The organism is Mesorhizobium bavaricum, assembly GCF_056781655.1.
In genome coordinates this window covers 6,513,824-6,532,059 of sequence record NZ_CM165566.1, presented here as the reverse complement: position 1 = coordinate 6,532,059, position 18,236 = coordinate 6,513,824, and the positions used below count along the sequence as shown (strand labels likewise).

16 protein-coding genes and 1 pseudogene are annotated in these 18,236 nt (G+C 63.6%); 12 read left to right on the top strand and 5 right to left on the bottom strand.

Annotated features, from left to right (window positions below; genetic code table 11):
- Window positions 1–130: 130 nt before the first annotated feature.
- Both AC1RZR_RS31635 and AC1RZR_RS31630 read left to right on the top strand, forming a co-directional pair.
- Window positions 131–1,453 carry an LLM class flavin-dependent oxidoreductase gene (locus AC1RZR_RS31635; RefSeq protein ID WP_481827078.1) on the top strand — a complete coding sequence of 441 codons (1,323 nt, stop codon included), beginning with the start codon at window positions 131–133 and terminating at the stop codon, window positions 1,451–1,453.
- 25 nt (window positions 1,454–1,478) lie between these two features.
- Window positions 1,479–2,494: pseudogene (locus AC1RZR_RS31630) on the top strand (NADP-dependent oxidoreductase).
- Between the two features lie 155 nt (window positions 2,495–2,649).
- Here the strand turns inward: AC1RZR_RS31630 and AC1RZR_RS31625 are convergent.
- The 4 genes from AC1RZR_RS31625 to AC1RZR_RS31610 all read right to left on the bottom strand — a co-directional run bounded on the left by AC1RZR_RS31625 (window position 2,650) and on the right by AC1RZR_RS31610 (window position 7,298).
- A complete protein-coding gene (locus AC1RZR_RS31625; RefSeq protein WP_481829168.1) occupies window positions 2,650–3,729 on the bottom strand; it encodes an alcohol dehydrogenase family protein in 1,080 nt (359 codons plus the stop codon).
- A gap of 41 nt (window positions 3,730–3,770) precedes the next feature.
- The gene (locus AC1RZR_RS31620) at window positions 3,771–5,150 is read right to left on the bottom strand and encodes an aspartate aminotransferase family protein (protein ID WP_481827077.1); all 1,380 of its coding nucleotides are present in this window, start codon (window positions 5,148–5,150) and stop codon (window positions 3,771–3,773) included.
- Window positions 5,151–5,183: 33 nt separating this feature from the next.
- A complete protein-coding gene (locus tag AC1RZR_RS31615; RefSeq protein WP_481827076.1) occupies window positions 5,184–6,677 on the bottom strand; it encodes an NAD-dependent succinate-semialdehyde dehydrogenase in 1,494 nt (497 codons plus the stop codon).
- Window positions 6,678–6,806: 129 nt separating this feature from the next.
- Window positions 6,807–7,298, bottom strand: coding sequence for an Lrp/AsnC family transcriptional regulator (locus AC1RZR_RS31610; RefSeq protein ID WP_481829167.1), 492 nt, complete (start codon window positions 7,296–7,298; stop codon window positions 6,807–6,809).
- An 82-nt stretch (window positions 7,299–7,380) separates the two neighbouring features.
- Between AC1RZR_RS31610 and ehuR the strand changes: the two genes are divergently transcribed.
- The 10 genes from ehuR (at window position 7,381) to doeB (ending at window position 17,229) form a co-directional block, all read left to right on the top strand.
- A complete protein-coding gene (gene ehuR / locus AC1RZR_RS31605) occupies window positions 7,381–8,766 on the top strand; it encodes a MocR-like ectoine utilization transcription factor EhuR (protein ID WP_481827075.1) in 1,386 nt (461 codons plus the stop codon).
- Window positions 8,767–8,890: 124 nt separating this feature from the next.
- Window positions 8,891–9,682, top strand: a complete 792-nt coding sequence (gene ehuA, locus AC1RZR_RS31600; protein WP_481827074.1) for an ectoine/hydroxyectoine ABC transporter ATP-binding protein EhuA — start codon at window positions 8,891–8,893, stop codon at window positions 9,680–9,682.
- 103 nt (window positions 9,683–9,785) lie between these two features.
- Entirely contained in the window at window positions 9,786–10,637 is an 852-nt protein-coding gene (gene ehuB / locus AC1RZR_RS31595) for an ectoine/hydroxyectoine ABC transporter substrate-binding protein EhuB (RefSeq protein WP_481827073.1), read from the top strand.
- 153 nt (window positions 10,638–10,790) lie between these two features.
- Complete coding sequence (gene ehuC / locus AC1RZR_RS31590; RefSeq protein ID WP_477271148.1) at window positions 10,791–11,450, top strand: ectoine/hydroxyectoine ABC transporter permease subunit EhuC; 660 nt, start codon at window positions 10,791–10,793, stop codon at window positions 11,448–11,450.
- Window positions 11,451–11,466: 16 nt separating this feature from the next.
- Window positions 11,467–12,126 (top strand): ectoine/hydroxyectoine ABC transporter permease subunit EhuD, encoded by a 660-nt coding sequence (gene ehuD / locus AC1RZR_RS31585; protein WP_379021871.1) that lies wholly within the window; start codon window positions 11,467–11,469, stop codon window positions 12,124–12,126.
- A gap of 3 nt (window positions 12,127–12,129) precedes the next feature.
- Complete coding sequence (gene eutA / locus AC1RZR_RS31580) at window positions 12,130–12,909, top strand: ectoine utilization protein EutA (protein ID WP_481827072.1); 780 nt, start codon at window positions 12,130–12,132, stop codon at window positions 12,907–12,909.
- Between the two features lie 5 nt (window positions 12,910–12,914).
- Window positions 12,915–13,901, top strand: a complete 987-nt coding sequence (gene eutB / locus AC1RZR_RS31575; RefSeq protein WP_481827071.1) for a hydroxyectoine utilization dehydratase EutB — start codon at window positions 12,915–12,917, stop codon at window positions 13,899–13,901.
- Window positions 13,898–14,890, top strand: coding sequence for a cyclodeaminase (locus AC1RZR_RS31570; RefSeq protein ID WP_481827070.1), 993 nt, complete (start codon window positions 13,898–13,900; stop codon window positions 14,888–14,890). The genes eutB and AC1RZR_RS31570 overlap by 4 nt, the downstream gene beginning before the upstream one ends.
- A gap of 138 nt (window positions 14,891–15,028) precedes the next feature.
- The gene (doeA, locus tag AC1RZR_RS31565; RefSeq protein WP_481827069.1) at window positions 15,029–16,219 is read left to right on the top strand and encodes an ectoine hydrolase DoeA; all 1,191 of its coding nucleotides are present in this window, start codon (window positions 15,029–15,031) and stop codon (window positions 16,217–16,219) included.
- Window positions 16,220–16,224: 5 nt separating this feature from the next.
- On the top strand, window positions 16,225–17,229 hold the full coding sequence (gene doeB, locus AC1RZR_RS31560; protein ID WP_481827068.1) for a N(2)-acetyl-L-2,4-diaminobutanoate deacetylase DoeB: 1,005 nt from the start codon (window positions 16,225–16,227) through the stop codon (window positions 17,227–17,229).
- Between the two features lie 63 nt (window positions 17,230–17,292).
- On the opposite strand, the gene AC1RZR_RS31555 is transcribed toward doeB, so the two are convergent.
- On the bottom strand, window positions 17,293–18,003 hold the full coding sequence (locus AC1RZR_RS31555) for a hypothetical protein (protein ID WP_477271135.1): 711 nt from the start codon (window positions 18,001–18,003) through the stop codon (window positions 17,293–17,295).
- Window positions 18,004–18,236: the final 233 nt, after the last annotated feature.

Sequence of the window (18,236 nt, the reverse complement as noted above, 5' to 3'; positions counted from 1 at the left end):
AAAACGGAAATGCTGCAAAAGCCGGGTGCGACGCAACAGAGTGCCTTCCCGAGTTGGGCAGACCGTCCGATCCTAAGATCAGGATTCGAGCGACAGTGCTCGATTGTATTCATCTGCCAGGACGACTTTCATGACCCAGAAACAATTGCGGCTCGGCGCTTTCATGCGTCCGGTCAGCCTGCACACCGGCGCCTGGCGTTATCCGGGCGCCTATGCCGACGCCAATTTCAATTTTGCGCATCTGAAGCGCTTTGCCCAGACGCTGGAGGCGGCGAAGTTCGACGCCTTCTTCATGGCCGACCATCTGGCCGTTCTCAACATGCCGATCGAGGCGCTGCGGCGCAGCCACACGGTCACGTCGTTCGAGCCGTTCACGCTGCTGTCGGCGCTGGCCGCCGTCACCGATCACATCGGGCTGGTCGCCACCGCATCGACGACGTTCGACGCGCCCTATCACATCGCGCGTCGCTTCGCCTCGCTGGACCATATCAGCGGCGGGCGCGCCGGCTGGAATATCGTCACCACGTCCAACCCTGACGCGGCGCTCAACTTTGGCCTCGACGACCATGTCGAGCATGACGAGCGCTACCGGCGGGCGCGGGAATTCTACGACGTCGTCACCGGCCTGTGGGACAGCTTCGCCGACGATGCCTTCATCCGCGATGCCGAAAGCGGGCTCTATTTCGACCCTTCCAGATTGCATGTGCTCGATCACAAGGGCGAGCATCTTTCGGTGCGCGGGCCGCTCAACATCGCCCGGCCGATCCAGGGCTGGCCGGTCATCGTCCAGGCCGGCGCGTCGGAGGCGGGGCGGCAACTGGCTGCCGAAACGGCGGAAGTCATTTTCGCCGCGCATGCCGATCTCGCCGCGGGACAGCGTTTCTTTGCCGACGTCAAAAACCGCGCGGAGAAACTCGGCAGATCGCGGGACGATATCAAGATCCTGCCCGGCGCCTTTGTCGTCGTCGGCGACAGCGTCGAGGACGCGCAGGCCAGGCGGGCGAAGCTCGACAGTCTGGTCTACTACGAGAGCGGCATTGCCTCGCTGTCGATCGCGATCGGGCATGACGCATCCGGTTTTGACCCTGACGCGCCCTTGCCCGAAATCCCCGAGACCAATGCCAGCAGAAGCGGCCGCGAGCGCGTCATCGAACTGGCGCGCAACGAGAACCTCACCGTCAGGCAGCTTGCGCAAAGGCTAGGCGGCTATTCCGGCCTTGCTTTCGTCGGCACGCCTGAAACAATCGCCGACGACATGGAGGAATGGCTGGTCACTGAGGGCTCCGACGGATTCAACATCATGTTTCCCCATCTGCCTGCCGGGCTCGACGATTTTGTCGAGAAGGTGGTGCCCGAACTGCAGCGGCGAGGCATCTTCAGGCGGCAGTACGAGGGAACGACGCTGCGCGAGAATCTTGGCCTGAAGCGGCCACCCAACCGGTTTTTCGAATAGAACGTCCTTCGCAAAGAGGTCTCCAATGCCGACCCAGACGAACACCCGCATCGTGCTTGCGGCGCGACCGCAAGGCCGAAGCCAGGCGACTTCCGCATCGAGACAGTTGACGTCGTCCAACCGGGTGAGGACGAACTGCTGCTGCAGATCCTCTATCTATCGCTTGATCCCTATATGCGCGGGCGCATGAACGCCGCCAGATCCTATGCCCGGCCGGTCGATATCGACGGCGTGATGGAAGGCGGTACCGTTGCGCGCGTCGTTAGCTCTCACCATCCGGAGTTTGCTGCAGGGGATATCGTGTTGTCTCATTCCGGATGGCAGAGTTTTGCGCTGTCCGACGGTGTCGGGTTGCGCAAGCTCGATCCCGCGGCGGCGCCCGTGACGACGGCCCTTGGCGTGCTCGGCATGCCGGGCTTCACCGCCTATGCCGGCCTGCTCACCATCGGACAGCCAAAGCTCGGCGAGACGGTGGTCGTGGCGGCGGCCAGCGGCGCGGTCGGGTCAGCCGTTGGCCAGATCGCGCGCATCAAGGGGGCGCGTGCCGTTGGCATCGCCGGCGGCACTGACAAATGCGCTTTCGTGCGGCAGGTACTCGGCTTCGATGCGGTCGTCGATCACAGGGCCGATAATTTTGCCGAGCAGTTGAAGGTCGCCTGCCCTGATGGCATCGACATCTATTTCGAGAATGTCGGCGGTCCTGTATGGGATGCGGTGTTTCCCCTGTTGAACGATTTTGCCCGCGTGCCGGTCTGCGGGTTGATCGCGCAATACAATGTCATCGCGGATTCCGGCATCGACCGGCTGCCGACCCTGATGCAGCAGGTGCTCCATCGCAGCCTGACCATCAGGGGGTTCATCCAGCGTGAATTCGTCGACCAGCGCCCGGCATTCTATCGCGACATGGCCGATTGGATAGCATCCGGGCGGGTGCGTTACCGGGAAGATATCGTCGACGGCATAGAGAACGCGCCGCAGGCCTTTCTTGGTCTTCTCGAGGGCAGGAATTTCGGCAAGCTTGTCGTGCGGGTCGCGGGATAATCAGCCCAGACGACAAGGTCGAGGTTGTTAGGTTAATTTCTGTGGCGGCGGACCGCTGCGAAATGTCATGCCAATTCTGCGGACAAATCCTGGCAAGGGATACTCAATTGGAAGGCGTGTGAGCATGAAAGGCAGCACATTACGGCTTCGCCATCTTACTTGAGATCGGGCCCGCTTTTCCACATGGCGTCCGGCACCACCACCAGCTTGCCGACGAAATCCTTGGCGATGAAATCCGCTTGCGCGTGGTGGAAATCGGAGAGCTTGTAGACGCCGCCGACCAGCGGCCGGATCTTCGTCTCCTCGATGTAGCGTACGATGCGGCGGAAATCCGCTCGCGTGCCCTGGCTCGAGCCGTGCAACTGCAACTGCTTGAGATACATGGTCCTGAGGTCGAGCTGCACGACCGGGCCGGCAATGGCGCCTGCAGTCGTGTATCGGCCCTCGGGCCTCAGGATGCGCAGGAGGTCGTTGAAGATGGCGCCGCCGACGAGGTCGGCCACCACGTCGATCGGTTGGCCGCCGGTTGCCGTGGCGACGGCTTGCGGCAGGTCGGCAACGCCTCGGGTGATGACTGCCTCGGCGCCAATGTCCAGCACCGCCTGTTCCTTGCCCTTGCCGACCACGGCATAGGGAATGGCGCCGCGCGCCCGTGCCAATTGCACAATGCCCGAGCCGACACCGCCCGAAGCACCGGTGATCAACACGCGCTCGCCGGCCTTCAGGCTGGCGCGCTCCAGCATCTGTTCGCCGGTGAGGTAGGCACAGCAGAAAGTGGCGAGTTCGACATCGCTCAAGGTCGTGTCGACGACATGCGCGTTCTCGGCAGGCACGGCCTGGTATTCGGCATAACCGCCGTCGCGGCCATGGCCCATATAGTCGATGTCGGCCAGCGAATCGTCGTCGCGGTTGTAGATGGAGAAATCGACCATCACCCGTTCGCCGATGCGATCTGGCGAAACACCGTCGCCGACGGCGACGATTTGGCCTACCGTATCGGTGCCCTGGATGCGCGGGAAGGTCAGCGTGTTGCCCTGGCGCCGCCATGTCGACACCGCCGCCGCATCCTCTTCCGTGCCATAGGCGCCCTGGCGCACCCAGACATCGGTGTTGTTCATGCCGCAGGCGCTGACCTTGACCAGCACTTCAGCTGATGCAGGCGAGGGCACTTTCACATCACTGCGGTAGACGAGTTTTTCCGGTCCGCCGTGCCCGGTCAGGAGCACGGCGGCCATGGTGGCGGGGAGGGTCTTGGTCATGGCATTCCCAGGTCGATTCAGAGATTGGCAAACACGCTCTTCACCGCATCCGCCGTCTTGGCCACCACGATGTCGGCTTCCTCGCGGGTCAGGCAGAGCGGCGGGGCGAAGCCGAGAATGTCGCCCTGTGGCATGGCGCGGCCGATGACGCCGCTCGCTGCAAGCGCCGTCGCCACCTGCGGTCCGATCTTCTGCGAGCCGTCGAAGAACACCCGGTCGTCCCTGTCGGCGACGAACTCGACCGCCGCCAGCATGCCGTCGCCGCGCACATCGCCGACATTCCTGTGACCGCCGACGGCCTTGGCCAGCTCGGCGCGGAAATAGGCGCCGGTCTCGCGGGCATTTGCCACCAGGTCCATCTCGTCGATCAGTTCGAGATTGGCAACGCCTGCGGCAACGCAGATCGGATGCGCCGAATAGGTCCAGCCATGGCCGAGCGAGCCGAGCTTGTCGGAACCCTGCACCAGCACCTGCCACATCTTGTCGGCGACGATGACGCCCGACAGCGGCGCATAGGCCGAGGTCAGGCCCTTGGCGATGGTGATCAGGTCCGGCTTGATGCCGTAGTGGTCGGAACCGAACATGGTGCCCAGCCGGCCAAAGCCCGTCACCACCTCGTCGGCAACCAGTAGCACATCATATTTCTTCAGCACCGCCTGGATCTTTTCCCAGTAGCCAGCGGGCGGCGGCACGATGCCGCCGGTGCCGAGGATCGGCTCGCCGATGAAGGCGGCGACGGTTTCGGGACCTTCGGCCAGGATCATTTCCTCGAGCTTGTTGGCGCAATGCTGCGAAAACTGTTCCTCGCTCATCGAGCGGTCGGCGCGGCGGAAGTAGTAGGGCGCCTCGGTGTGCAGGATCGGCGCGCGTGGCAGGTCGAAGGCGTTGTGGAACAGGTCGAGCCCGGTCAGCGATCCCGTCATGACGCCCGAGCCGTGATAGCCGCGCCAGCGCGAGATGATCTTCTTCTTCTCCGGCCGCCCCAGCACATTGTTGTAGTACCAGATCAGCTTGATGTTGGTCTCGTTGGCATCGGACCCGGAGAGGCCGAAATAGACCCGCGACATGCCTTGCGGCGCGCGGTCGATGATCATCTTGGAAAGCCGGATCGAGGCCTCGGTGCCGTGACCGACATAGGCGTGGTAGTAGGCGAGGTTCTTGGCCTGGGCGGCGATGGCATCGGCGATCTTCTGGCGGCCATAGCCGACATTAACGCAATAGAGACCGGCAAAGGCATCGATGCTCTTCTTGCCATTGTTGTCCCAGACAGTGACGCCTTCACCGCCGGCCATGATGCGGGTTGGCGATTCACCGCGCGCATGCGTGCCCATATGCGTCGAGGGATGGAAGAAGTGGTCGCGATCCCAGGCGGCGAGTTCGTTGGACTGGTCGAGCATTTTTTCTACTCCTTGAGGAATGGCCGGGCGAACCTATGCGACGTCCAGGCACAGATACTTCAGATCGGTGAAGGCTTCGAGCCCGTGGCGCGAACCTTCGCGGCCGATGCCGGACTGCTTGACGCCGCCGAACGGGACCGGCGCGCCGGTGATCTTGACGCGGTTGATTGCGACCATGCCGTAGTCGAGCGCGCGGCCCATGCGCTGCTGCCGGGCGCCATTCTCGGTCACGACATAGGCGACGAGCCCATATTCGGTGGCGTTGGCGCGGCCGATCACCTCGTCCTCGCTGTCGAACGGCGTCACGGCGGCGACCGGCCCGAAGGTTTCCTCATGCATGATCAGCGCTTCGTCGGAAACGTCGGCCAGCAGCGTCGGCTGGTAGAACAAAGGGCCAGCTTGGTGCCGCCCGCCGCCGGTGAGGCAGCGCGCGCCGTGGGTCAGCGCATCGGCGACCTGTTCCTCAACCTTCTTGACCGCACGCTCATGCATCAGCGGCCCGATATCGATGCCCTGAGCAAGGCCATTGCCGGTCCGCAGCGCCTCGATTCGCGTGGTAAAGGCCGCGCAGAAGCGATCGTAGACCGGACGTTGGACATAGATGCGGTTGGCGGCGAGGCAGTCCTGGCCCGACGTGGCGAATTTGGCGTCGATGGCGATGCCCACCGCTTTGTCCAGATCGGCGTCGGCAAAGACGATCAGCGGTGCGTGGCCGCCAAGTTCCATCACCAGCCGCTTCATCGTCGGTGCGCTCTGTGCGGCGATCAGCCTGCCGATTTCGGTCGAGCCGGTGAAGCTCATGGCGCGGACGCGCGGGTCTTCGCACATCTGCCCGACGATCGTCGAAGCCTTGCCGGTGACGATGTTGAAGACCCCGGCGGGCAGGCCAGCGCGTTCGCCGAGTTCGGCCAGCGCCAGTGCCGACAGCGGCGTTTCCGAGGACGGATGCGCGACGATGGTGCACCCGGCCGCAAGCGCGGCCGCGGCCTTGCGGGTCAGCATGGCCGACGGGAAATTCCAAGGCGTGACCACACCGACGACACCAAGCGGCTCGCGCCGCACCATCATTTCCGCGTTCGGCAGATGGCTGGTGACGCTCTCGGCGTTCAGGCGTTTTGCTTCTTCCGCATACCATTCGACGAAGGAGGCGGCGTAGTCGATTTCGCCCAGCGACTCCTGGAGCGGCTTGCCCTGTTCCAGTGTGATCAGCAAAGCGAGGTCGTCCTTCGCGACGATGATCAGGTCGAACCATTTTCGCAGAATTTCAGAACGCTCCCGCGGCAGCAGCGCCCGCCAGGCCGGAAAGGCGCGCGCGGCGGCATCAATCGCTTTTGTCGTCTGGCGTGCATCGAGCGCAGCGACGAAGGCAACGGTGGTGCCGGCGGCCGGATCGGTGACCTCGAAACTTTCGGCCGCCTCGCTTGCCGTCCAGTGACCGTCGACATAGGCGAGTTCGCGCAGCAGCCGGCGGTCGGCCAGGCGATCGAGCGCTTCGTGGCGATGTGAGCGGGCGAAATGCGCGGACATGGTCGAGGCCTCCCGGTTCGGACTGAGCGGGAAGACTATCCGCCCAATCCGGACAGAGAGGCTGTTTGGATGCCCGTCCGTAGACAGACTCTCTCTATTGTGCCGCTCCGGCAGGCGATCTCTCCAGTCCTACGGCGATGCAGGCAACAGGTCGGCTATGGGCAGCGCGATCTCGTCCTTGACCGTCTTGATGACGATGTAGGTGAAGTAGCGGTCGATGCCGATTTCGCGGTCGAGCAAGCCGTCGACCAGGCGCTGATACGCATCGATGTCGCGCGCCATCACCTTCAGCACATAGTCGACACCGCCGCCCACCGACCAGCAGGCGACGATCTCGGGAATGTCGCGAATGGCACGCTCGAAGCGGTCGAAATCGGCCTGGCGGTGGCTGGCCAGTGTCACCTCCATCAGCACGGTGGCGACGGGTGCCACGACACGCATGGCGATGCGGGCGTGATAGCCCGAGACGATGCCGGCCTTTTCCAGTCTGCGCAGCCGCATCCAGCATGGCGTCGGCGACAGCCCGACCTGTTCGGCCAGGGCCAGCTTGGTGATGCGTCCGTCGCGCTGGATGGCGTCGAGGATTTTCAGGTCGATCGGGTCGAGTTTCGCAGCGGTCATCAGCGTCCACTTTTCGTCGACCTCACCATGACGGCGCATTATTTCGATTGTCAATTGCACTGATTTCGATCTCTAATAAGTCATGACATTGTGGCAACCCGATCCCGCGCTCATCCGGCGGCCGGCCTATCAGTCGCTGGCCGACCAATTCGCGCGCGCCATCCATGACGGGCGCCTGGCCAATGGTGCGCGGCTGCCGACCCATCGCCGGCTGGCCGACGACCTCAAACTTTCGGTACAGACGGTCAGCCGCGCCTATGAGGAACTGATCCGCCGCGGCCTGATTTCGGGCGAGATCGGTCGCGGCAGCTTCGTCCAGACGCAACGCCGCGAACCTGAGCCGCCATATCTGCCCGAGCGTCTTGGCGAGGTCATCGACCTCTCCATCCTGAAGCCGGTCTGCGAACCGATGCATCTGGAGCGGCTGAAGCAGGCGCTGGGCTGGTTGGCCGAGAACCTGCCGTCGAGTTCGGCACTGTCGTTCCGGCCCAACATGGTGTTTCCACGTCACCGCTCGGTGGCGGTCGAATGGCTGAAACTGTGCGGGCTCGACATCTCCGCGCAGAACATCAGCCTGACCAATGGCGCTACCGCCGGCATGACAGTGGCGTTGATGAGCGTGGCGCCGCCCGGCTCGACGGTTGCCACCGAGGCGATCGGCCACCACACGCTGGTGCCGCTCGCCCGCTATCTCGGCTTCAACCTCGAAGGCCTGCCCATCGACGGCAACGGCCTGATTCCGGAAGCCCTGGACGAAGCCTGCCGGCTGTCCGACATCCGCGCCGTCTTCGTGCAGCCCTCAGTGATCAACCCGACGGCGACGCTGATGGATGCCGCACGCCGCGCTGAGATCGCGGCGGTGGCGCGCAAGCACGACATCGCCATCATCGAGAACGATGTGCTCGGCCCCCTGGTCGAGGACCGGCCGCCGCCGGTTGCTGCCTTTGCGCCGGAGCGCACGCTTTACGTCACCTCCTTCACCAAGATCACCGTGCCCGGCCTGCGCATCGGTTATCTCGCCGCGCCCGACCGCTATGTCGCCGCCGTCGCCAATCGGCATCTGGTTTCGAACTGGATGGCGACGCCGCTGGTGGCTGAGATCGCCACCAAATGGGTCACCGACGGCACCGCGATGGAGCTTGTCCGCTGGCAGCGCGCGGCATTGCGGCGGCGGCAGGATATCGCGGCGGAGGTGCTGGCAGGCGTCGACTATCGCGCCCGGCGCGACGGGCTGCATGTCTGGCTGCAACTGCCCGCCGACCGCGCCGAGGAGAGCTTCGTCGCCCAGGCCCGGCTGCAAGGCGTGGCGATCGCGCCGGGCACCTCCTTCCGCATCTCCAACGCACCATGGCATCCGGCGGTGCGCATCTCGCTGGGCTCGACCACCGAGGGGGAACTGCGCGCCGGCCTCGGCGTTGTAACCAAGCTTTTGCTTGGCGATCCGGAGCATCTCCTGCTCGCTATCTAGGCTGGATTGCTCCCAAATTGTGCGGAATCATAAATATTGTCATGATATTATTTTCCCAATTGACATGATTTGGCGGGTTCCGCATCGTTAAGGGCACAGGCTTCTCCAGCACGGGGAAATTGATTTGTCCGCACCAGCGCCCATCATCAAGATCGACGCCATCTCGAAGAGCTTCGGCAGCTTCAAGGTGCTGGACGGCCTGTCGATGCAGGTCATGCCGCGCGAGAAGCTGGCGCTGATCGGGCCGTCCGGCTCGGGCAAGACGACGATCCTGCGCATCCTGATGACACTCGAGCGCATCGACACCGGCCACATCCAGATCGATGGCGAACAACTCTACCACATGGAGCGCAATGGCCAGCTGTTGCCTGCCGACGAGCGGCACCTGGCCCGAATGCGGCAGAAGATCGGCATGGTCTTCCAGCTGTTCAACCTGTTCCCGCACAAGAGCGTCATCGACAACGTCACCCTGGCGCCGATGCTCACCAAGGGCATGCCGCGCGCCTCCGCCGAAAAGCGGGCGATGGAACTGCTCGACATGGTCGGAATGGCCGACAAGGCCAAGGCGATGCCGGCGCAGCTGTCCGGCGGCCAGAAGCAGCGCGTGGCGATTGCTCGCGCACTCGCTTTGCAGCCGAAGATCATGCTGTTCGACGAGGTGACGTCAGCGCTCGACCCGGAACTGGTCGAGGAGGTGCTCAACGTCCTATGGCGGCTCTGCGCCGAGACCGACATGACCATGTTGCTGGTCACGCATGAGATGGGTTTTGCCCACGACTTCGCCGACCGGGTGCTGTTCTTCGATCGCGGCAGGATCGTCGAGGAAGGCAAGCCCGACGAGATTTTCCGCAATCCCAAGCAGGAGCGCACGCAGGGCTTCCTGAAGAAGATCATCGCGGCCGGACATCGCGTCTGACCGTCATGCCCCCGGGGCGGCGAAAGCCGCTCCTTGATTAGGAAAACCGGCGGCAACGCCGCCGCGCAACAAAAGCAAGACAAGAAACAAGGAGTTGGGAACAATGAAGAAACTTGGCATTCTGGCCGGCGTCGCCGGCCTTGCACTGACGGCGGTGCTGGCCGCCTCGACCGTCGGTTCGGCCGACGACAGCAAGCTCGAACAACTCAAGGCGCAAGGCTTCGCCCGCGTCGCCATCGCCAACGAGCCGCCCTATACGGCGGTCGCCGCCGACGGCAAGGTTTCGGGCGCGGCGCCAGATGTGGCGCGCGAGATCTTCAAGCGCCTCGGCGTCGCCGACATCGTCGCCTCGATCTCGGAATATGGCGCCATGATCCCCGGCCTGCAGGCCGGCCGCTTCGACGTCGTAACCGCCGGCCTGTTCATGAAGCCGGAGCGCTGCGCCGCCGTTGCCTATTCGGAGCCGGTTCTGTGCGACGCCGAGGCGATGCTGGTGAAGAAGGGCAATCCGAAGGGCTTCAAGAGCTATGAGGATGTCGCCAAGGACGCGACCGCTACGATCGGCGCACCGGGCGGCGGCACCGAGGAGAAACTGGCGCTCAATGCCGGCGTGCCGCGCGAACGCGTCATCGTCGTGCCGGATGGCCAGAGCGGTGTGAAGATGCTGCAGGACGGCCGCATCGACGCCTATTCGCTGCCGGTTCTGTCGATCAACGACCTGGTCAAGAAGGCCGCCGATCCGAACCTCGAAGTCATCGCTCCGGTGCAGGGTGCGCCAGTCTATTGCGACGGCGCCGCCTTCAAGAAAGGTGACGAGGCGCTGCGCGACGCTTTCGACGTCGAGCTGGCCAAGCTGAAGAAGTCCGGCGAGTTCGCCAAGATCATCGAGCCCTATGGTTTCTCGGCGGCGGCGGCGACGTCGACGACGCGCGATAAGCTCTGCGCGGCGAAGTAGGGCGCTCTTTTCCTTCTCCCCGTTCACGGGGAGAAGGTGTCACGAAGTGACGGATGAGGGGCGGCGCCGGTTTTTGCAAGCTTGGAGCTGCCCCTCATCTGCCTGCCGGGGCCAACGCCTCGCGTAACCGCCAACGTTGGAATTTCGAATTTCATGACCCAGTGGTCCGGCTATTTCGGCCTGATATTGCAGGGAGCGCTTGTCACCATCGAGCTGACGCTGATGGGGTCGGTGCTTGCCCTGATCATGGCCTTTCTCGCCGGCATGGGGCGGCTGTCGCGCTTCTTCGTGCTGCGCGCGCTGGCCACCGTCTATATCGAATTCTTCCGCGGCACCTCGATCTTCGTGCAGCTGTTCTTTGCCTATTTCGTGCTGCCTTTCGCCGGCATATCGCTGACACCGTTGCAGGCCGGAGTGCTGGCGCTTGGCCTCAATGTCGGCGCCTATGCCGCCGAGGTGGTGCGCGGCGCCATCCAGTCGATCGGCCGCGAGCAATACGAGGCCTGCATCGCGCTCAATCTCGGCCGCTGGCAAGGCATGCGCCACGTCATCCTGCCACAGGCGCTACTGGTGATGCTGCCGACGTTCGGCAACAATGCCATCGAACTGCTCAAGGCGACCGCCGTGGTGTCGCTGATCTCGCTCACAGACCTGACCTTCCAGGCGCAGGTGGTGCGCGCCCAGACCGGCAACACCATGGTGCCGTTCACCACCATCCTGATCATCTATTTCATCCTCGCCTTGCTCATCTCGTGGGGCGTGCGCTCCCTGGAACGCCGCATGGCGCGCGGCCTCGACGGAGTGCGCGTCTGATGGCTGGAGCCTGCTGATGGAATGGGATTGGGATTTTGTCTGGCAGATCATGCCGACGCTGATCCAGGGGGTGAAGATCACCATCCTGGCGACGCTGCTCGGCTCGGTGCTGGCGGCGATCGTCGGGCTGGGCATCGCGCTGGCGCGCCGCTCGCCCAACAGGGCACTATCGCGCACGGTCGGTTTTCTCGCCGAGTTCATCCGCGGCACACCGCTGCTCGTGCAGCTCTATTTCATCTTCTACGTGCTGCCCGACATCGGCATCCTGTTGCCGCCGCTGGTTGCCGGTGTCATCGGGCTCGGGCTGCACTACGGCACCTACACGGCGGAAGTCTATCGCGCCGGCATCGACAATGTGCCGCGCGGTCAGTGGGAGGCCGCCAAGGCGTGCAATCTGAATGCCAGGCAGACCTGGACCCACATCATCATTCCGCAGGCCATCCCGCCGATGATCCCGGCGCTCGCCAATTACTTCATCGCCATGTTCAAGGAAACGCCGCTGCTCTCGGCGATCACCGTTCTGGAGTTGATGAACCAGGCGAAAAGCGTCGCCAACACCTACTATCGCTACATCGAGCCGATCACGCTGGTGGGTGCTTTCTTCCTTGCCATCAGCCTTTGTTCGGTCGTGCTGCTGCGCTGGCTGGAACGCCGCTACGGCAAGATCGAGAGGTAGCTCGTGAAACCCTTGCCCGAGATCAAGGTCTATCCAGAACGGCCGGTGCTCGACGACCGCCCGCTGGAGCGACGCGTCGGCCTGATCATCCTTGCCACCGACCACACGACCGAACCGGATTTCCGCCGCATGGTGGCGAGTGAGCGGATCGGCGTCTATGTCGCGCGCATTCCTTATGCCAACCCGACGACGCCGGAAAATCTGCGCAAGATGCAGCCGGCGCTGACAGCGGGCGCGGCATTGATCCTGCCCGACGAGCCGCTCGACGCCATCTGCTATTCCTGCACTTCAGCCTCGGTGGTGATCGGCGACGCCGAGATCGAGTCGGCGATCCAGGCCGCCAAGCCCGGCGTTCCCGTCGTCACGCCGCCGATGGCCGGCGTTCGCGGGCTGCGTGCGCTGGGCGCAAGCAAGATCAGCATTCTGACGCCCTATACGGTAGAAACCAGCCGGCCGATGGCGGCCTATTTCGCGGGACAAGGGTTCGACATCGCCAGCTTCTCTTGCCTCGGCTTCGAGGACGACCGCGAGATGGCGCGCATCGCACCGGCAGCGCTGGTCGACCTGGCACGCGAGGCGATGCATCCTGAGGCCGAGGCGCTGTTCGTGTCCTGCACGGCGCTGCGCGGTGCGCTCGCGGCCACGGGCATGGAAGAGGCGATCGGCCGTCCTGTCGTCACCAGCAATCAGGCGACGGCCTGGAACTGCTTGCGCCTTTGTGGCGACGAGACATCCCATCCCGAATTCGGCCGTCTGATGACGCTGCCCTTGCCGCGCGATTGATGACCATGAACGAGGTTACCCCTGAGCACATTCGCGCCGCGCGTGAGCGTATTGCCGGCAAGGTCGAGTATACGCCGACCGTGCTCTCGCAAGATTTGTCCGAGCGCTTCGGCGTTCCCGTCCACCTCAAGCTCGAACACCGGCAGACCACCGGCAGCTTCAAACTGCGCGGCGCCTCGAATGCTGTCGCTTCGCTGAGCGCAGCGGATAAGGCGCGCGGCGTGGTCGCGGCGTCGACCGGCAATCACGGCCGGGCACTTGCGCATGCGGCGAAGCTCGACGGCATGCGCGCGGTGATCTGCATGTCGCGGCTGGTGCCGGACAACAAGCTCGACGAGATCCGCCGGCTTGGTGCGGAAATCCGCATCTTCGGCAACAGCCAGGACGATGCGCAAGGGGAGGTCGAACGGCTGGTGGCTGAGGAGGGGTTGGTCATGCTGCCGCCCTTCGACCATCCCGATATCATCGCCGGGCAAGGCACGCTTGGCCTGGAAATGATCGAGCAGGTCCCCGACGCTGCGCTGGTTCTGGTCCCGCTGTCCGGCGGCGGGCTGGCGGCGGGCGTTGCCGCAGCCGTCAAGGGCGTCAGCCCCAGGACCAAAATCATCGGCGTCTCGATGGCGCGCGGTGCGGCGATGAAGGCAAGCCTCGACGCCGGCCGCCCGCTGCCGGTGGAGGAACTGCCGACGTTGGCGGATTCGCTTGGCGGTGGCATCGGCGTCAACAACCGGATGACCTTCGCCATGTGCCGCGACCTCCTCGACGACGTCATTTTGCTCGGTGAGGACGAGATCGCCGCCGGCATCCGCCATGCCTATGAACGAGAACGCGAGATCGTCGAAGGTGCCGGTGCGGTCGGCATCGCCGCGCTGCTCGCCGGCAAGGTCAACGCGAGCGGGCCGGTGGTTGTCCTTCTCTCCGGCCGCAACATCGATATGGGCCTGCACCGCAGGATCATCTGCGGCGAAGCAAATGCGGAGTGTACAGCATGAGCCGGATGACGATCCTCACCGAGGCCGAACTGCGCACAATCGTGAAGCTCGATCTCGATGCCGTCGCCTGCATCGAAAACGCTTTCCGCGCACTTGCCACCCTGCCGGTGGCGATGCCGCCGATCCTGCGGCTGGACATTCCCGAGCATCGCGGTGAAGTCGACGTGAAATCCGCCTATGTGCCAGGCATCGACGGTTTCGCCATCAAGATCAGCTCCGGCTTCTTCGACAACCCGAAACTCGGCCTTCCCAGCGGCAACGGCATGATGGTGCTGCTGTCGGCCAAGACAGGCCTGGTCGAAGCGCTGCTGCTTGACAACGGCTATCTCACCGACGTCCGCACGGCGGCGGCCGGCGCGGTCGCGGCGAAACATCTGTCGCGACCAGAGTCCTCGGTTGCCGCCATCTTTGGCGCTGGCGTGCAGGCCGGATTGCAGCTCGAAGCACTCATGCTGGTGCGGCCGATTGCCGAGGCGCGCATCTGGGCGCGCGATGCCGTCAAGGCGGAGGCAACTGCCAGTGCTTTGCGTGAAAGGCTTGGCATCGCCGTGCGTGCTGAATCCGACGCTGCAAACGCGGTCGCCGGCGCCGACATCGTCGTCACCACGACGCCGTCGACCGAGCCGCTGATCAAGGCGGGATTTGTCACCGCCGGCCAGCACATCACCGCCATGGGATCGGATGCGGAGCACAAGAACGAGATCGCACCAGCCATCCTGCGCATGGCCGATCTCTATGTCGCCGACAGCGCCCGCCAGACGCGGCGCCTGGGCGAACTGCACCAGGCCATTGCGGCGGGCGTGATGGCCGCAGATGCGGATGTGACCGAACTCGGCCAGATCATCGCCGGCGCAAAACACGGGCGGCGCTCGGCCAGCGACATCACCATCGCCGACCTCACCGGCACCGGCGTGCAGGATACGGCGATTGCCACGCTGGCCCGCGACAGGGCGCGGGCGGCCAATGCCGGAACCATTTTCGAAAGCTGATGCCGGCCGAAAGAGCATGATCCGGAAAAGTGGGAACCGGTTTTCCGAACAGATCATGCTCAGACAAAAAAATACCTGGAGCCAGATTCAACGGAGTTGAAACGGGTTCCAGGGCCCAACAAACGAGGAAGCAAAAGAATGATGCCGAACCTGAAGTTCTCGCGCGGCGAATATGCGGAACGCCTCGCCAAGACACGGCAGGCCATGGAGGTGAAGGGCGTCGATCTTTTGATCGTCAGCGATCCCTCCAACATGGCCTGGCTGACCGGCTATGACGGCTGGTCCTTCTATGTGCACCAGGCGGTCATCGTGCCGCCCTCGGGCGAACCGGTCTGGTATGGCCGCGGCCAGGATGCCAACGGCGCCAAGCGCACCGCCTATCTCGCGCATGACAACATCGTCGGCTATGCCGACCACTATGTGCAGTCGACCGAGCGCCACCCGATGGATTACCTGTCCAGCGTGCTTGCCGATCGCGGCTGGGGCAAGCTCACCATCGGCGTCGAGATGGACAATTACTGGTTCTCGGCTGCCGCCTTCGCATCATTGCAGAAGCATTTGCCCAATGCCCGCTTTGTCGATGCCACCGCGCTGGTCAACTGGCAGCGCGCGGTGAAGAGCCCGACAGAGATCGACTATATGCGCAAGGCCGCCCGCATCGTCGAGGCGATGCACCAGCGCATTGTCGACAAGATCGAAGTCGGCATGCGCAAATGCGATCTTGTCGCCGAGATCTATGACGCCGGCACACGCGGCGTTGACGGCCCAGAGGGGCGAATCGGCGGCGACTATCCGGCGATCGTGCCGCTGCTGCCATCGGGCGCCGACGCCTCGGCGCCGCATCTGACCTGGGACGACAAACCGATGCAGCGCGGCGAGGGCACCTTCTTCGAGATCGCGGGTTGCTATCACCGCTACCACTGCCCACTGTCGCGCACCGTCTTCCTCGGCAAGCCGACGCAAGAGTTCCTTGAGGCCGAGAAGGCGACGCTGGAAGGCATGGAGGCGGGCCTGGCGGCGGCGAAACCCGGCAACACCTGCGAGGACATCGCCAACGGCTTCTTCGGCGTGCTGAAGAAATACGGTATCGTCAAGGACAACCGCACTGGTTACCCGATCGGCCTGTCCTATCCGCCGGACTGGGGTGAACGCACGATGAGCCTGCGTCCTGGCGACCGCACTGAGCTCAAGCCCGGCATGACCTTCCATTTCATGACCGGCCTGTGGCTGGAAACGATGGGGCTGGAGATAACCGAGTCCATCCTGATCACCGAAACCGGTGTAGAGTGCCTGGCCAATGTGCCGCGCAAACTGGTGGTAAAGAATTGAAACCGATGTCCAGCCTCCGCCCATCGCCGATCGCGCCGACCGTCGAATTCGAACACGATGGCGTCCAGCATGGTTTCCTGCGCTTGCCCTACAGCCGCGACGATTCGGCATGGGGCTCGGTGATGATCCCGATCTGCGTCATTCGCAATGGCAAGGGACCGACAGCGCTGCTTTCCGGCGGCAACCATGGTGACGAATATGAAGGGCCGCTGGCGCTCTACGATCTTGCCCGCACACTCGACCCGAAAGGTGTCAGCGGCACGGTGATTATCGTGCCGGCGATGAACTATCCCGCCTTCCGTGCCGGCACGCGCACCTCGCCGATCGACAAGGGCAATATGAACCGCAGCTTTCCCGGCCGGCCGGACGGAACGGTGACCGAGAAGATCGCCGACTACTTCCAGCGCGAATTGCTGCCTCGTGCCGACATCGTGTTCGACTTCCATTCCGGCGGCAAGACGCTGGACTTCGTCCCATTCTGCGCCGCGCACACTTTGCCCGACAAGGCGCTGGAGCAGAAAGCTTTCGACGCGGTGGCGGCATTCGCAGCCCCGTTCTCGATGCGCATGATAGAGATCGATGCCGTCGGCATGTACGACACGGCAGCCGAGGAGATGGGCAAGGTCTTCGTCAGCACGGAACTTGGCGGTGGTGGCACCTCGCGTGCGCAAACCGTGCGGATCGCGCGGCGCGGCATCCTCAATGTGCTGCGCCATGCCGGCATCGTTGAAGGTGCGGTCGAGAAGAGCAAAACCCAATGGCTAGACATGCCGTCGGGCGACTGTTTCTCGTTTGCCGAAGACGACGGCATGATCGAAACCATGGTCGATCTTGGCGAACCTGTCGAGAGGGACGCTGTGCTGGCCCGCATCCATTCCACCGGCCGCACCGGCGTCGCCCCGCAGGAAATCCGGGCGAAAATGTCCGGCATGCTGGCGGCGCGGCATTTCCCTGGCCTGGTCAAGGCAGGGGACTGCGCGGCCGTGGTTGCGGTGGAAGTCGAGGGCTAGAAGTCGAGGGCTAGACCAGGTGATCGCCAGCTTGCTGAATGCGCCTTTGGCTCGCCAGTAGCCCTATTTCTTGCAGTCAGGTGGCACTTTGAACGATCCGGAAGCCAGCGAATTGACAAACATGAAATTGGGGGAGCCAAACTTGACGCTCCCCCGGCCGAACTCAATCGCGCAATAATCCGGAAGCCACTTCAGAAGCTTTTCTATAGGCCCGATTGTAACCCGCTCATTGGTGATCTCTAGCGTGATGCGGCCGAGGGATACGCCGGGGCCGAAAGTCGCCTCCAGCTTGTCGGGATCAACCACTCTCACAGACTTTGGGTCTGAGAGATCATCAAAGGTTACGAGATCGGGATACTCACGACGAGGTAGGACGCCGATCCCACGCTTGGTCTCTAGCGCACTGAAAATCTGAGAAGTGGTGGCGCTCACCGCTTGGCTCTGGGAATGGAATGCAAAAACCGCTCGATCGGTTTCACCCTGGTCGCGAAGCACCGCAAACAGGTATTTGCCGGGCGAAACCTCCACGAAAGAGGATTCGCCCCTGACCCAACTGTGGCCCCCGCCCGCGGTTATGGGTATCCATTTGGGATCAAGGCTGACGCCGGCCGCGATGGTACTTCCGCCAGACACGACTCCGTGCGGCGTGTTGAGTTCAAGAACCAGCTTTTGATGCCATTCCCAGCTCCTGAAGCCAAGCAGTCTCGGTCCAAGGAACCAGACAGCGAGAGCGGCGGCGATTAGAACGGCAATTGTCATGTTGCTACGGGTCAATCGCAGTCCTCCCGTCGGCGGCAATCCGACCGAACAGTTGTCCGATAGCTTGCGCCGAAATGGTTCCGGAACTTTTACCCGACCGCCATGTTCGGTCGATTACGACCAAGAGCCGGCCCTGCGCGACGACCTATCCAGAGAGCAACGCGGGGCCAGAAGACTCCTGAAGTGCAATCGTGGCGGCCTTGGCTTCTGCATTGCCGGCCGTCTAACGTGCAACGAGAAGGCTTCGA